The organism is Undibacterium sp. Ren11W, assembly GCF_049340485.1.
GTDB lineage: Bacteria > Pseudomonadota > Gammaproteobacteria > Burkholderiales > Burkholderiaceae_D > Undibacterium.
Genome location: NZ_JBMPPB010000009.1, coordinates 151,178 through 166,039, shown reverse-complemented (window position 1 = coordinate 166,039; position 14,862 = coordinate 151,178). Strand labels below are relative to the sequence as shown.

At 51.4% G+C, this 14,862-nt stretch carries 13 protein-coding genes; 9 read left to right on the top strand and 4 right to left on the bottom strand.

Going from position 1 to position 14,862, the window contains the following annotated elements; genetic code table 11:
- Nucleotides 1–242 precede the first annotated feature (242 nt).
- From ACO0K8_RS18510 to ACO0K8_RS18495, 4 genes are all read right to left on the bottom strand, one after another.
- Complete coding sequence (locus ACO0K8_RS18510; protein ID WP_422948123.1) at nt 243–1,430, bottom strand: FAD-dependent monooxygenase; 1,188 nt, start codon at nt 1,428–1,430, stop codon at nt 243–245.
- A 44-nt stretch (nt 1,431–1,474) separates the two neighbouring features.
- Entirely contained in the window at nt 1,475–2,824 is a 1,350-nt protein-coding gene (gene pepP, locus ACO0K8_RS18505) for a Xaa-Pro aminopeptidase (protein ID WP_422948122.1), read from the bottom strand.
- Nucleotides 2,821–3,585, bottom strand: coding sequence for an N-acetylmuramate alpha-1-phosphate uridylyltransferase MurU (murU, locus tag ACO0K8_RS18500; RefSeq protein WP_422948121.1), 765 nt, complete (start codon nt 3,583–3,585; stop codon nt 2,821–2,823). The genes pepP and murU overlap by 4 nt, the downstream gene beginning before the upstream one ends.
- Before the next feature lie 107 nt (nt 3,586–3,692).
- Nucleotides 3,693–4,694: an aminoglycoside phosphotransferase family protein gene (locus ACO0K8_RS18495; RefSeq protein ID WP_422948162.1), complete on the bottom strand. Its 1,002-nt coding sequence runs from the start codon at nt 4,692–4,694 to the stop codon at nt 3,693–3,695.
- A gap of 307 nt (nt 4,695–5,001) precedes the next feature.
- On the opposite strand from ACO0K8_RS18495, the gene ACO0K8_RS18490 reads away from it, so the two are divergent.
- From ACO0K8_RS18490 to ACO0K8_RS18450, 9 genes are all read left to right on the top strand, one after another.
- A complete protein-coding gene (locus ACO0K8_RS18490; RefSeq protein WP_422948120.1) occupies nt 5,002–7,233 on the top strand; it encodes an LPS-assembly protein LptD in 2,232 nt (743 codons plus the stop codon).
- Between the two features lie 90 nt (nt 7,234–7,323).
- Nucleotides 7,324–8,724, top strand: a complete 1,401-nt coding sequence (locus tag ACO0K8_RS18485) for a peptidylprolyl isomerase (protein WP_422948119.1) — start codon at nt 7,324–7,326, stop codon at nt 8,722–8,724.
- Entirely contained in the window at nt 8,724–9,758 is a 1,035-nt protein-coding gene (gene pdxA / locus ACO0K8_RS18480) for a 4-hydroxythreonine-4-phosphate dehydrogenase PdxA (RefSeq protein WP_422948118.1), read from the top strand. Before ACO0K8_RS18485 ends, pdxA begins: the two co-directional genes overlap by 1 nt.
- 52 nt (nt 9,759–9,810) lie before the next feature.
- Entirely contained in the window at nt 9,811–10,584 is a 774-nt protein-coding gene (gene rsmA, locus ACO0K8_RS18475; protein ID WP_422948117.1) for a 16S rRNA (adenine(1518)-N(6)/adenine(1519)-N(6))-dimethyltransferase RsmA, read from the top strand.
- A 15-nt stretch (nt 10,585–10,599) separates the two neighbouring features.
- A complete protein-coding gene (pgi, locus tag ACO0K8_RS18470; RefSeq protein ID WP_422948116.1) occupies nt 10,600–12,246 on the top strand; it encodes a glucose-6-phosphate isomerase in 1,647 nt (548 codons plus the stop codon).
- A 97-nt stretch (nt 12,247–12,343) separates the two neighbouring features.
- Nucleotides 12,344–13,096 (top strand): SDR family oxidoreductase, encoded by a 753-nt coding sequence (locus ACO0K8_RS18465; RefSeq protein WP_422948115.1) that lies wholly within the window; start codon nt 12,344–12,346, stop codon nt 13,094–13,096.
- 102 nt (nt 13,097–13,198) lie between these two features.
- The gene (gene ybgC, locus ACO0K8_RS18460; RefSeq protein ID WP_422948161.1) at nt 13,199–13,600 is read left to right on the top strand and encodes a tol-pal system-associated acyl-CoA thioesterase; all 402 of its coding nucleotides are present in this window, start codon (nt 13,199–13,201) and stop codon (nt 13,598–13,600) included.
- 74 nt (nt 13,601–13,674) lie between these two features.
- Nucleotides 13,675–14,370, top strand: coding sequence for a protein TolQ (tolQ, locus tag ACO0K8_RS18455; protein ID WP_422948114.1), 696 nt, complete (start codon nt 13,675–13,677; stop codon nt 14,368–14,370).
- 33 nt (nt 14,371–14,403) lie between these two features.
- Nucleotides 14,404–14,847, top strand: coding sequence for an ExbD/TolR family protein (locus ACO0K8_RS18450; RefSeq protein WP_422948113.1), 444 nt, complete (start codon nt 14,404–14,406; stop codon nt 14,845–14,847).
- Nucleotides 14,848–14,862 lie beyond the last annotated feature (15 nt).

The following is a 14,862-nucleotide window of genomic DNA, read 5'->3' as shown; positions in this document are numbered from 1 at the left end:
GATGGATAGAGAGTTAGGACTTACGCAAAATTGTTGCGGCAAGCCTCATACAGCGATGCTGTGGCGGTTTTGTGTAAGTCGTAATTAGCTGCGCCGCTGTAATAGCCAAGCTTGTTGGTTCTGTTTTAACCCTATGGCAGTGCGCATATTCCATGCGCTTCTTCAGGCACATTCGGCCTGGGAGGCGCATGGAATATGCGTGTCAGTTTTACCGCTTTTGAGTTCTATTGCCTGATGTCTATTTAGCGCCAGCCGTACATCATCTGTTCTGCCAGCATTTTTTTCGCCGGAGCGATCAGGTCTAGCGTAGACAGACCCAGGCCGAGCAGGCTTTGGCTGAGTGCGCCATCGGGCGCGCTGGCGAAGATTCTGGCCATGCCGTCGGTGATGTTGATGGTGGCCGTGCGGTCGCTCTGACGTCGGCTGATGAAGTCGTTGATCGCCATTGCGGGCGACTGGCAATGGCCTTGTGTATTTAGCTGCGCGGCCAGACATTTAGCCAGCACGACGGCATCGCGCAAGCCGAGATTTAAGCCTTGGCCGGCCACCGGATGCAGGGTTTGGGCGGCATTACCTATCTTGATGCTGCGCGCCTGGGGCGAACTCGGTTCTGCTTGCTGAGTGTTGAGGCCTAGCGGGTAAGCGTGACGATGCGAGGCTTTGATAAACTTGCCAAGGCGGCCGCCAAAGGCGGTTTGTAAAGCGCTTAAGAAGGCGGTCTCGTCCAGCGCTAGTACAGTTTGCGCGTTGTCCGGACGCATGCACCAGACTAGCGCGTAGCCATCCTCTTGCGGCAGCAATGCCAGCGGTCCTTGATCAGTGAAACGCTCGAAGGCGCGCCCGGCGATCGGCGTGTCGCTGATGATGTGAGCGATCACTGCAGTCTGCTGGTAGTCGTGATGGCGGCCCCCCGCTTTTTGCGGCAACTGCTGTTGCGCGCTGAAAGTGCCGCCTTCGGCCTGTATCACCAGATCTGCTGTGATCTTACTGCCGTCAGCGAGCGTCAGTTCGACCAGATCCACTTGTTCTTCTAGCGCGCTTACCTGTACTGGTCTTTGCAGGGCTATGCCGCGCTGTTGAATTAAATTTTGCAGCGTTGTCACGATGTCACCGTAACGCGCCACATAGCCCAATGCTGGCAATTGATAATCAGCGGCCTTGATCAGGCTGCGGCCAAAATGGGCGCGGCGCGAGACGTGGATTTGGGTAATCGTGGTGGCCTTGATTGGCCAGGCCTGCAGCGCCCGCAGGATCTGCTGACTACCATATGAGAGCGCAATTGAGCGTGCATCCGCTCTGGCTTGCTCTGCGGTTTTGGCGTCTAGCAGTAAGATTCCGCTGGCCGCATAGCCTTGCTGCTGCAGCATCAGGGCTAGTGCCTGGCCGACCGGCCCGGCGCCGCAGATGGCGATGTGTACGTGCGCTGTCAAAATGCTGCTCTCCTAATGTCGAGGCGACTGTTTGGTTTAAATTTTTATTTTGCTTGCATCAGGGCTTCAACCTCGGCCACGGTTTTTGGCGTGTCGCGGCTTAGATTCAGATGGCCTTCGGGTGTGATCAGGATATCGTCTTCTATGCGTATGCCTATGTTCCAGTATTGTTCTGGCACACCTACCTCCGGACGCACATAGATGCCAGGTTCTATGGTGAACACCATGCCCGCTTGCAGTTTGCGGTAAGGGCGTTCATTGCCGACCTTGTGGGTCTCGCGATAGTCGCCGACATCGTGTACGTCCAATCCTATCCAATGGCCGGTGCCGTGCATGTAAAACTGGCGGTAGGCCATGCTGGCGATCGCATCGTCCAGACTACCGACCTTGTTTTTGTCGAGTAAGCCGGTGTCTAACATGCCCTGTGTTAGTACCCGTACTGCCGCGGTGTGACCTTCCATATAGCCGGCGCCGGGGCGGGCGCAAGCCAGCGCTGCCGCTTGAGCTGTCAGCACTAACTCGTACAGAGTTTTTTGGGGCTGGCTAAATTTGCCGTTGGCCGGGAAGGTACGCGTGATGTCGGAGGCGTAGCTGTCAAATTCGCAGCCAGCGTCGATCAGGATTAAGTCGCCATCTTTGATGCGGGCGGCATTGCTTTGATAATGCAAGATGCAGGCATTGGCACCGGCGGCGACGATGGAGCCGTAAGCTGGCGCTTGCGAACCCTGGCGGCGAAATTCATGTAGCAGCTCTGCCTCTAATTCATATTCATGCATACCAGGTCGGACACAGCGCATGGCACGCGCATGCGCTGCCCCAGAAATTGTGGCAGCGCTTTGCATCAGCGCGATTTCGCTGGCATCCTTGAATACGCGCATTTCATCAAGCAGGCTGCGAAGATCCAGAGTTTTTCCTGGTGTGGTGACGCCGCTACGCGATTTCGCGCGTACCGCATCCATCCATTGCTGCAATTGGGCGTCGAGCTTGGCATCGGTGCCGCTGCTGTGAAATAAGCTGCTGGCATCGGCCAGTAGCTTGGGCATTTCTTCGTTTAGTGCTCCGATAGGGAAGGCGGCATCAAAGCCAAACTGAGCCTGAGCTGCTGCCGGGCCGTAACGGAAGCCGTCCCAGATCTCGCGTTCCAGATCTTTTTCGCGGCAAAATAAAATGCTGCGTTGTTCACTGCCATTGGCGATTAAGACGATCAATGCTTCCGGTTCGGTGAAGCCGGATAAGTAGTAAAAATAACTGTCGTGGCGAAACGGAAACGTGTTGTCGCTATTGCGCGTCATTTCTTGTGCGGTCGGCAGAATGGCGATACCGCCACCGTGCGCCTGCATCTGCGCCAGCAATTGCTGGCGACGCTGGAAATACGCGTTCATGCTCGCACTCATGTCTGCTTTCCTTGCGTTGTTGTGCGGTTTAAAGACCCATTTAAAGGCCCATTGAGCGGCGCATTAAGCGCGGCCAATTGCTCAGGGGTGCCGACGTTGTGCCAGACGCCGCTATACAATTCGCCGCCGAGTTGGCCGCGATCGGCGTAGTCGCGCAGTATTGGCGCTAATTTGGCGTGTTCGCCTGCCTTGATGCCGGTAAACATCTCGGGCCGATAGACACCGATATTGCCGAAAGTAAGGCGCGGTTCACCTTCTTTACCTTGATTCGACAAGCCCATCAGGTTCAGCGCAAAATCTCCTTCAGGATGAAATGAGGGATTTTTTACCATGTACAGCCAGGCCACGTCGCGCTTATCCAGAGGATGCGGATTGCCCCACATGTCATTGTCTTCCAGCGTGTTGAGGCACTCACTAAAATTAAAATGCGGAATGTAAATGTCGGACGAGACCACGATGAACGGCTCGTCGCCCAACAGTGGCAAGGCCTTGGCGATGCCACCGGCGGTTTCCAGCGCAGTTGCCTCGGCCGAATAGCGTATCTGTGCGCCGAACTGGCTACCGTCGCCTAGCAACTGTTCTATCATGTGACCCAGATGGGCGTGATTGATGACGATTTCAGTGATGCCGGCTTTTACCAGATTGAGTATGTGCCAGACGATCAAAGGGCGGCCGCGTACCTTGAGTAAAGGCTTAGGGCAGGTATCGGTCAGCGGTCGCATCCGTTCGCCGCGACCGGCGGCAAGTAACATGGCTTTCATAGATCTTTTCTATACTGAGTGGGAGTATTAAAATGTGCGCGCGATTCTATTGCGTAATATGGGGTATTTTTACTGATACTCCCCATATTGCCTTACTAGCTCAGGACTTAAAAGGTGAAGCCAACGACCGGTGCGGTGTCTTCTATGACATCGAGTAAACGTAATAAAGGGATCAGGATGTTATAGCGCTGCGCGGTCTTGCGCACATACGACATCACCAGCGGGATGTCTTTCAGATAGTGCTGTTTACCATCACGATGTGCCAGACGAGCAAAAATACCGAGGATTTTCAGGTGGCGTTGCAGGCCCATGAATTCGAAATCGCGATAGAAGCTGTCAAATTCAGGGCTGATCGGTAAGCCGGCACGACGTGCTTGTTCCCAATAACGGATCGCCCAATCGAGCACCTTGTCTTCATCCCAATAGACGTAGGCATCGCGCAGCAGCGACACCAGATCGTAAGTGATGGGGCCGTACAGCGCGCCCTGAAAATCGAGAATGCCGGGGTTGCCCTGCTCCATCACCATCAGATTGCGCGAATGGTAATCGCGGTGCACGTAGACTTGCGGCTGCGCCATGATATTCGCCAGCAGCGCGTCAAAAACCTTGTGCAGGCTGGTGTTTTGCTCTTCGGTCAGTGTGGCTCCTCTATGTATGCCTAAATACCATTCCGGGAAGATCATCAGCTCGCGCAGGAAAAAGGCGCGGTCGTATTCCGGCAATACCTCGGGCTGGCTATGGCTTTGCATTTGCACCAGGGACGCAATCGCATCCATGTAGAGGCTATGAACGCGTTCAGGTTCAGTTTTGAAAGCATCAAAATAGGTCGTTGTGCCCAAGTCGCTCAAGAGTAAAAAACCTTGGTTTGTATCCTGTGCCAGTACTTGCGGTACCGTTAGATTGATCTGCGCAAATAGTTCGGCGATCTGGATGAAAGGCCTGACATCCTCTGCCGGTTGCGGCGCATCCATAACGATGTACGTCTTGCCATCAGTTGCATCGATGCGGAAATAGCAGCGGAAGCTGGCATCGGCCGAGGCCGGACGCAGACTGGCGGCGAGCAGGGCAGGGCTGCTTATTTGCGCTAACCAGGCATGAATAGCGGCCATGCGCAGACTATCTTGCTCATTGGCATTGGTATCGGCGAAATTGCTACTTGCTGCGGGTGTGAGGGGGTGGTCTGGATTAATTGACATAGCGAAAATTCTTAGAAAAAACCATTTTATGGGGCGGGCGGGACGGTTTATGGGTAAAAACGACGGGCTTAGGCTATTTCCCCCTATAATGTGCGCTTGATTTTAAGCTTCATCACAAATGATGGCTGCCTGCACTTCGCATAAACAGAAAATATTCGCCTTAACGCCTTAGCCTACTCATTACATGCGCCGGAAATTCGTATTATCTCACCCGCAGCCCTTGTTTTCTACATTTCCGGCAAATGCCGTGGCTGGTAGGCGTCCGGCGTGGCGCTTAGCCGTGCTGCCTGCCATGTTGGCGGCCTTGTCCTGGCCTCTCATGGGACACGCGCAAGTGCAGAGTGTTGCGATTGCCGGTAAGCCTAAGACCGACGATAAAAATGCCACGACCTTTATCCAGGCCGAACAAATTTCGGGCCGGCCCGATCGCTTTGTCAATTTTGATGAAAAGGTGGAAGTGGTTAAAGGTAACACCACGATTATTGCCAATCACGCCACCTACCGTAATCTGGAGGATGAAGTTGATGCTCGCGGTGATGTGCGGGTCACGCGCAATGGCGATTGCTATAACGGCGACACCATGAAGATGCGACTCGATACCAATGCCGGTTCGGTGCTCAACCCTACGTATAAATTGCTGCGTAATAATGGTCAGGGCGGCGGCGATCGTATCGATTTTCAGGATGAAGAGCGCTCCACGATAGTTCACGGTACCTACAGCACCTGCGAAGGATTAGATCCGGATTGGTATCTGAAGGCCGACACCTTAAATCTCGACACAGGTCTCGACACCGGTATCGCCGGCACTTCGGTGGTCTACTTCAAACGGGTACCCATTCTGGCAGTGCCTTCTTTTATGGCGATGAGTTTTCCATTGTCAGATGCGCGCCATTCCGGGGTCTTGCCACCGAGTTTGGGGAGTTCGTCGAATGGCGGTATGGAAGTGGGCCTGCCGTATTACTTCAACATCGCGCCGAATCGCGATTTGACGGTGTTTCCTAAGTACATACAAAAACGTGGTTTGCAAGTGGGCTTGGATGGTCGGTATTTAGGTGCGGCTTATGCCGGAGAAACGAATTTTGAATTTTTACCTAGTGACAAGCAGACCGGAACAAATCGTTATGCTCTGACCTCGATACATACCCAGACTTTGATGCCTAAGGTGTCGATGGCGTGGAATATTAATTATGCCTCGGATGACGAATATCCGGCCGATTTTGCCGCGAATATTAGCAAAACAGCCGTGCGTGTTTTACCACGTGAGTTGTCCCTGACCTATGCCGAAACGTTTTGGAATGTGAATCTTTTAACTTCCAAGTACCAGGTATTACAAGATATTGAAGCACCGATCACGCCGCCATATGATCGCTTGCCGCAACTGACGCTACATGGCGGGCAATTTGATGTGATGGGTTTTGACTGGGCTGTTGATACGATATTCACCAGTTTTGGTCATCCGACTATGGTGCAAGGAGAGCGGCTCGTGGTTAATCCGCAAGTGTCGTTGCCTTTTATTCAGCCAGGATTTTTTGTCACACCAAAACTTTCTTTACATGCTGCCAGCTATAGTCTGTCGAATCCTGGGCCTGGTCTGGGTGATCACTTTCAAATTGCCGTGCCTACAGTCTCTGTCGATAGTGGTTTGATTTTTGAGCGTCAGGCCAACTGGTTTGGCTCTCTAATGACCCAAACTCTGGAACCTAGGCTGTTTTATGTAAATACTCCGTATCGCGATCAAAGCCTGTTTCCAAATTTTGACAGCGGCACGGCAGATTTTAATTTCGCCCAGATGTTCACCGAAAACCGCTTCACGGGGCAAGACAGAATTGGTGATGCCAATCAGATCACCACAGCGCTGGTATCGCGTTTCATCGAGAGCGATGGCGAAGAACGCTTTAAAATGGCGATAGGGCAAAGACTCTATTTCAATCAGCAAAAGGTCACGCTGGGTGCCGGCGAGAGTCAGAGTCGCTCAGATTTGCTTTTGTCAGCAGGTGGAAAATTTTCAAAAACCTTGAGCGCTGATATCAACTTGCAGATAAGTCAAACCGATCATGAGTCGGTACGTTCCAATTTTGGTGTGCGCTGGAACCCTGGTCCAAAAAAAGTCATCAATGCGGAGTACAGGTTTCAGCGCGACAAAGTGACACCGGATAATCAGGTCAAGCAGATCGATGTTTCGATGCAATGGCCGTTGGCCGAACGCTGGTATATGGTGGGCCGAAGTAATTTTTCTTTGCAAACGAATAAATTGATCGAGGGTTTGGCCGGTTTTGAGTATAAACAGGATTGTTGGTCATTTCGAGTCTTGGCACAAAGGTTCGTCACTGCCACCTCCACGAGTACCACTGGCATTTCGATACAGTTAGAACTGAACGGTTTGGCCAAGTTGGGGTCGAATACGATGGACGCCTTGAGAAAGGGCATATCGGGTTATCAACCGATTAATTAGCGTGTATATTGCAGCTTTCACCAGACTCTGGTGATGGGAGGGGTGAAGCATCAACCACGCCTTCGTTTTTAACATGAAATTTGGATCACTATGCGACACATTTTGCCCATGAATCAAAGAATTATTTATTTAGCGGTCTCTGTATCTTTGCTGGCATCGAGTTCGGTGTGGGCGCAGTTTAAAACGAACGCCACCGAAGCACCACTGCTTGCGCCCTTAGTGAAGGCGACGCCACAGTCGTCTAAAAACGCCAAAGCAGAAGTGGTGAATAGCATTGTGGTGGTGGTGAATGATGAGGTGATCACTCGTCAAGAGCTCAATGAACGTCTGCGCTCGGTAGAGAAACGTCTGGCAGCTCAGGGAACGGCTTTACCGAATCGCGTCGACTTGCAAAAACAATTACTGGAACGCATGATCGTCGATCGCACCCAGTTGCAATTGGCCAAAGAAAATGGAATACGGGTCGACGATGTGATGTTGGATCGCTCTATGCAGCGTCTGGCAGAGCAAAATAAGATGTCTATCCAAGAATTTAGAAATCAGGTCGAGCGTGAAGGTACCCCGTTTGCCCGTTTCCGTGAAGAGATCCGTGACGATATTCTGATGCAGCGTATACGTGAGCGCGAAGTCGATAGCAAAATTCAGATCTCTGAATTAGAGGTCGATAATTTCCTTGCTGCAGAAGAAAAAACGGTGGGCGGTCAGCAAGAATTAAATTTGGCGCAAATTTTAGTGCGCATCCCTGAGAATGCCTCGCCAGAAGTGATCGCACTCAGACGCACTCGCAGCGAAGAAGTTTTGAAAAAAATTCAAGCCGGCGAAGATTTTGCAAAACTCGCTGCCACCTATTCCGATGGGCCTGAAGCTTTAAAAGGCGGCGATGTCGGCTGGCGCGAACAAGATCGTTTGCCGCAATTATTTATCGATGCTATCAATAAAACCAAAGTCGGTGGCGTCTCTGAAATCGTACGTAGCGCAAACGGATTTCATCTGATTAAATTACTAGGGAAACGTGCCGCTGGTGCTGCCACAGCGGTGGATGCGCCTCAGCAATCCCATGTCCGACATATTTTGATTAAAGTGACTCAGGTTGTCAGTTCGGCCGAGGCCAAGCGTAAATTGGTGGAGCTTAAGCAGCGCCTGGACAATAAGGCAGCCAGTTTTGAAGACTTAGCAAAAACATTTTCCAACGATTTATCCGCCTCTAAAGGTGGCGATGTGGGCTGGGTTTTCCCTGGCGATACCGCACCCGAGTTCGAGCAAGCGATGAATAAGCTGGCCATCAATGAAGTCAGTGATCCGGTGGAATCGCCTTACGGCGTGCATCTGATACAAGTGCTAGAGCGCAAGACCGACGACGTTTCTAAGGACAGAAAACGGCTGGCGGCACGTCAGGCGGTGCGCGAGCGCAAAGCCGATGAGGCCTTGCAAGATTGGTTGCGCCAATTGCGCGACCGCGCTTATGTTGAATTTCGCCTGGACGATAAATAATGTCACAACAGCGCCCGGTGATTGCGGTCACGGTAGGGGAACCTGCTGGTATAGGGCCGGAGATATCGCTGCGCGCAGCATGGCAGTTGCGGCATGAGCTGAGACCTGTACTGTTGGGCGATGCCGCATATTTAGCCATGCTGGCGAATGAACTCGATCCTGCGATCCGTTTGATGGGCGTATCGCAACAGGCGCTGCGCTACAATGGTTTACCTGGCTGCGGCAAGGATCAGCTTACCGTAATTGATTGCCCGCTCGATGCCCATGTCATCGCCGGTCAACTCGATCCACGCAATGGCCGTGCCGTATTGCAAACTCTGGACGTGGCTATCGAAAGTGTGCAGCAAAAATGGTGTCAGGCTATTGTCACCGCGCCGCTGCAAAAAAGCACCATCAATGATGCAGGCATACCGTTTACTGGACATACCGAATATTTCGCGGAAAAAACCGATACCGAACAAGTCGTCATGATGCTGGCCTGTGAGGCATCTGCTAGTTTGCCGCAGCCGCTCAGAGTCGCTTTGGCCACCACGCATTTACCATTAAAAGACGTTGCCGCAGCGATCCAGTTTGATCAACTGCTCAACACTTTGAAAATCATCGCATACGATTTGCAAAGCAAGTTTGGCATTGCTAAGCCTTTGATACTGGTAGCAGGCTTGAATCCACATGCCGGTGAAAATGGCTATCTGGGACGCGAAGAAATCGATGTGATCAGTCCAGTGATTGCAGCAGCGCAAGGCTTAGGCTTGAATGTGCGCGGCCCTTATCCTGCCGACACGCTGTTTCAACAAAAATATCTGCAAGATGCCGACTGTGTCCTGGCTATGTACCACGATCAAGGTCTACCGGTTTTGAAACACGCCAGTTTTGGACTCGGCGTCAATATCACTTTGGGTTTGCCTTTGATACGCACTTCGGTCGATCATGGTACCGCGCTCGATCTGAGTAAGCTCGGGGTAGGCCATGCCGATGCCGGTAGTATGCTAGTGGCGCTCAGAATGGCTGCGCAGATGGTGAATCGGCAAGGCTAGACCTAGGCCATTCCTCTAAAAAATAACAAGAAAATTATCCGCAAAATCATCTATGAAACACATTGCACGCAAGCGCTTCGGTCAGAATTTCTTAACTGACCAACTGGTACTCAATAACATCATCGCTGCCATCAACCCACGGCCAGATCAAAGCATGGTCGAGATAGGCCCAGGTTTGGCGGCCATGACACGCTTGTTGCTCGAAGGTTTGACGACTTTACATGTGGTGGAGCTAGACCGAGATTTGGTGGCTCGCCTGAAAAAAAGCTTTGATCCTGCCAAGCTGATCGTGCATGAGGGCGATGCCCTGCAATTTGATTTTGCTTCCTTGCCGGTCGCTACAGGCAAAAAACTGCGTATCGTTGGTAATTTGCCCTACAACATTTCCAGTCCTTTGTTGTTTCATCTGGCCGAATTTACTGATCTGGTCGAAGATCAGCATTTTATGTTGCAAAAAGAAGTGGTGGAACGCATGGTAGCCGAGCCTGGCAGTAAAACCTATGGCCGCTTATCGGTGATGCTGCAATGGCGATATCACATGGATCTGTTGTTTGTGGTGCCGCCAACCGCCTTCGATCCGCCCCCTAGAGTGGAGTCTGCGATCGTGCGCATGATCCCTAAAACCACACGCTTAGCCTGCGATGTACGTAAATTGGAGCAAGTGGTGACTAAGGCCTTCTCGCAAAGACGCAAGGTCGTGCGCAATTGTGTGGCGGGTATGTTTACTGAAGCGCAGTTGCTGTCGGTAGGTATCGATCCTCAGTTGCGCGCCGAAACCATCCCACTCGAACAATATGTGGCTCTGGCAAATTTGCTCTCCGATTAAACTATTACCGAAGCTATGAATCTGACCCTTACTCCTGAATGGCAAACTCTGCTGGGGCATAAAACCAGATTAGAGCATCAACATTTGCGCGATCTGTTCGCTGCCGATACTCAGCGCTTTAGCCGTTTTTCACTCGAGCTCGACAATCTGCTGGTAGATTATTCCAAGCAAAGAATCGATACTGCAGTCTTGGATGATTTGTTGGCATTGGCGCGCAGTACCGACGTGGCGGGCTGGCGCGATAGAATGTTTGCCGGTGAAAAAATTAATTTCAGCGAAGACCGTGCGGTGCTGCATACCGCTTTACGGCACACTGCGTTTACTCCATTTCCAAATGCCGAGCACGATGTCATGCCGCAGGTGCGTGCGGTGCGCAAACAGATGCGCGACATCGTGGAACGGGTGCGTAGTGGTTTATGGCGCGGCTTTAAGGGCGATGCGATACAAAATGTCGTGAATATCGGCATCGGTGGTTCCGATCTGGGGCCTAAGCTGGTAACGCGCGCACTCTCCGCGACCGAGCATCCTGGTCTCGATTTTTACTACGTATCGAATCTTGATAGCGCGCACTTGGCACCGCTATTAGAAAAACTCGATCCGCGCACCACTTTGTTTATCGTTGCCTCGAAAACTTTCACGACGCAAGAAACCAGCATCAACGCACATACTGCACGCACCTGGCTGATGGCTGCTGCGATGGAAGAGTGGGCCGTTGCCAAGCATTTTATTGCGGTTACTTCTAGCCCGCATAAAGCGCATGAATTCGGTATTCCCGATCAAAATATTTTGCAAATATGGGACTGGGTCGGTGGTCGCTATTCGTTGTGGTCGGCAGTTGGTTTGTCGGTGGCGCTGGCGATAGGTATGAGCCGCTTTGAGCGCTTGCTGGAAGGTGCCGAAACCATGGATAAACATTTTTGCTCAGCGCCCTTAGATAAAAATATGCCGGTGTTGTTGGCATTGATTTCGGTCTGGAACACTAATTTTCTTGGCGCAGAAACCAGTGCAGTTTTGCCGTATAACGAATCGATGCGGCATTTCCCCGCCTTCTTGCAGCAGCTTGAGATGGAGTCGAACGGCAAGACCGTCAATCGCGATGGTGAACCATTGACTTGTCGTGCTAACCCTATCGTTTGGGGTGAGATTGGCGTGAATGGGCAACATGCGTTTTTTCAGTTGCTGCATCAAGGTGGTTGGCTAATACCTTGCGACTTTGTCGTGACTGCGTCCAGCGATTATCCTTTGCCCGGACATCAGGCCCCTTTGCTGGCAAATTGTCTGGCGCAAAGTGGCGCTCTGGCTTTTGGGAAAACCGAACAGCAAGCTCGCACCGAACTGAGTGCGGCCGGCTTGGACGAGGCGAGTATCGCCAAATTACTGCCGCACAAAGTCTTTGCCGGCAATCAGCCATCGACCACCATCTTGATGCCTAGCCTGGATCCATTTCAATTGGGCATGTTGCTGGCGCTGTACGAACATAAAGTGTTTGTGCAAGGTGTGATCTGGGGTTTGAATTCCTTTGATCAGTGGGGCGTGGAGTTGGGTAAGCAATTGGCGAATCGCCTATTGCCTGCGATTAATGGCGATCAGGCTTATGACGAGAATCTGGATGCCTCCACTGCCGGTTTGATTGCGTATTTCAGACGACACGGAAATAGTTAGAGCAGCGGCGGCAAAGCCCAAGCGCATTTTCTAACTATCTTAAAATACGATTTATTTGTTTTCGTTGCATTGATTATTAACCTTAGTGGAGTTAGCCATGATCGTCTTAATCACAGGAGCAAGTTCAGGTTTCGGCGAGGAAATGGCGCGCAAGTTCGTGCATCACGGGCACATGGTGATCGCCACCGCCAGACGCGCAGAGCGCCTGGCAAGTCTGCAGCAAGAATTGGGCGCGCACTTGTTGCCAGTAACCATGGATGTCTGCGATAAAGCATCCATTTCCAAGGCGCTGGCCAGTTTGCCTGCCAACTGGAAGCAGATTGATGTCTTGATCAATAATGCCGGTTTGGCCTTGGGTACAGAGTTGGCACATCAGGCCTCGCTGGATGAGTGGGAAACCATGATAGACACCAATGCCAAAGGTCTGGTGATGGTGACGCGCGCAATTTTGCCTGAGATGGTGGCGCGCAATAGCGGCATGATTATCAACATAGGCTCAATCGCTGGATCTACCGCTTATCCTGGCGGCAATGTGTATGGCGCGACCAAGGCCTTCGTCGAACAGTTCACCAAAAATTTACGTGCCGACATGGCCGGCACGGGGGTCCGCACCACCAACATCGCGCCTGGCTTGTGTGGTGGCACTGAGTTTTCCAATGTGCGTTTTCGTGGCAATGATGCTGCCGCAGCCAAAGTCTACGAAGGCACCGTACCTCTGACTGCAGTCGATATCGCTGAGTCGGCCTACTGGATCGCTACTTTGCCGCCGCACGTAAATATTAATTACATAGAGATGATGCCGACCTGTCAGGGTTTCGGGCCGCTGAATGTACGCCGGAATGTTTCTTGATTATTTTTAATACTGGAGTGGAGTATATTTTATCTGCGCAGTATTCATGCGCGTCTTAGACCGATAATTGATGATACTCCCCCTAAATATAGATGAATTATGATGCCAGAAGAATTTAATTGGATGCTGCGGGTGTATTACGAAGATACCGATGCCGGAGGTATCGTTTTTTACGCCAATTACCTTAAATTTTTTGAGCGGGCCCGTACCGAATGGCTGCGCACTGCAGGTGTTAATCAACAGCAGATGCTGGCCCAGCATCAGGCTATGTTTGTCGTCAAATCTACGGCAGTCGAGTATCATGCACCTGCCAGACTCGATGATGAACTCAGGATAGCTGTGATAGTCGAACGCCTGGGGCGAGCTTCGGTCCAGTTCATTCAGCAGGCATGGTGCGGCGATCGTTTGCTCACTAGTGGCAAGATTAAGGTTGGCTGTGTCGATGCGCGTAGTTTGCGCCCTAGTGCTATCCCTGAACCGGTTTTGGCCATGATCTCCGTATGATTTAATGCATTTTTTTGCCGTATTTTTTCATTGATTTATTTATTCGTTATTCCAGTAAAAAAGAAAATCCCGCCATGACTGTTACTCAAGATCTTTCCTTTATTACCCTCATTACCAATGCGTCTTTGCTGGTGCAGCTCGTGATGCTCTTGCTCTTAGGTGTGTCGCTCACCAGTTGGACCTATATCTTCAGCAAGATGTTTGCGGTAAAAAAAGCGCGCGCTCAAACCGAAGAGTTTGAACGCAATTTCTGGTCTGGCGGTAGCCTGGTCGAGTTATATCAGGTGGTGTCTGCTAACCATCGCAATAATCAAGCAAAAACTGGTGCGCTCGAGCGTATTTTTGAGGCCGGCATGAACGAATACCATAAGGTCAAGGCGATCACTAAAACCACGATGGATCCCGGTGCCATGTTAGATGGCGCGCGCCGTGCGATGCGCGCTGCTTACCAGCGTGAAATGGACACCCTGGAAACCCATTTATCTTTTCTGGCTTCAGTGGGTTCAGTGTCGCCGTATGTTGGTTTGTTTGGTACTGTCTGGGGCATCATGAATGCGTTTCGCGGTTTGGCGAATGTCCAGCAAGCCACCCTGGCGGCGGTCGCTCCGGGGATTGCCGAAGCCTTGATCGCTACTGCCATCGGCCTGTTTGCGGCGATCCCGGCGGTATTGGCGTACAACCGTTACACCCATGAAATCGATAGATTGGCGATCCATTTTGAAACTTTTATTGAAGAGTTTTCAAATATTTTACAAAGACAATCACGTTAAAAGCTGGCGCAAAATGAAAGCGAATGAGATTGCATGAGTACTCTGCGTGGCGAACGTAAACGTAAATTCAAAGCCGAAATCAATGTGGTACCTTACATCGACGTGATGCTGGTACTACTGGTGATTTTTATGGTGGCAGCACCGATGACTAATCCTAGCGTAATTAATTTACCTACTGCAGGACAGTCTACGCAACCACCTTCCGACTATATAGAAATTTCACTTAGCCCCGACGCTTCGGCCACCATTAGCCTCAACACCCGCGGTAGTAGTAATGGTAACGGCAAGCAAGAGTCCAAAGAGACGGCGGCCAATCGCAAACAACTGATGCAGAAATTACGTGAATATCATGATGCCAAACCAGAGCTGTCGGTGCTGGTATCTGCCGATAAAGAAATAAAATACGATGAAGTGATACAAGTTATTTCTGAAGCCAAAAAGTTGGGCATCAATAGGGTAGGGTTGGCAACCAAGTGACTTATCCGCGTTTCT

Excerpts from the sequence above, each read along its gene's own strand:
- pdxA (WP_422948118.1), top strand. The coding sequence starts at position 8,724 with ATGTCACAACAGCGCCCGGTGATTGCGGTCACGGTAGGGGAACCTGCT.
- pepP (WP_422948122.1), bottom strand. The coding sequence starts at position 2,824 with ATGAGTGCGAGCATGAACGCGTATTTCCAGCGTCGCCAGCAATTGCTG.
- murU (WP_422948121.1), bottom strand. The coding sequence starts at position 3,585 with ATGAAAGCCATGTTACTTGCCGCCGGTCGCGGCGAACGGATGCGACCG.
- rsmA (WP_422948117.1), top strand. The coding sequence starts at position 9,811 with ATGAAACACATTGCACGCAAGCGCTTCGGTCAGAATTTCTTAACTGAC.
- ACO0K8_RS18465 (WP_422948115.1), top strand. The coding sequence starts at position 12,344 with ATGATCGTCTTAATCACAGGAGCAAGTTCAGGTTTCGGCGAGGAAATG.
- ACO0K8_RS18495 (WP_422948162.1), bottom strand. The coding sequence starts at position 4,694 with ATGGCCGCTATTCATGCCTGGTTAGCGCAAATAAGCAGCCCTGCCCTG.
- ACO0K8_RS18450 (WP_422948113.1), top strand. The coding sequence starts at position 14,404 with ATGAGTACTCTGCGTGGCGAACGTAAACGTAAATTCAAAGCCGAAATC.
- ACO0K8_RS18485 (WP_422948119.1), top strand. The coding sequence starts at position 7,324 with ATGCGACACATTTTGCCCATGAATCAAAGAATTATTTATTTAGCGGTC.
- ybgC (WP_422948161.1), top strand. The coding sequence starts at position 13,199 with ATGCCAGAAGAATTTAATTGGATGCTGCGGGTGTATTACGAAGATACC.
- pgi (WP_422948116.1), top strand. The coding sequence starts at position 10,600 with ATGAATCTGACCCTTACTCCTGAATGGCAAACTCTGCTGGGGCATAAA.
- tolQ (WP_422948114.1), top strand. The coding sequence starts at position 13,675 with ATGACTGTTACTCAAGATCTTTCCTTTATTACCCTCATTACCAATGCG.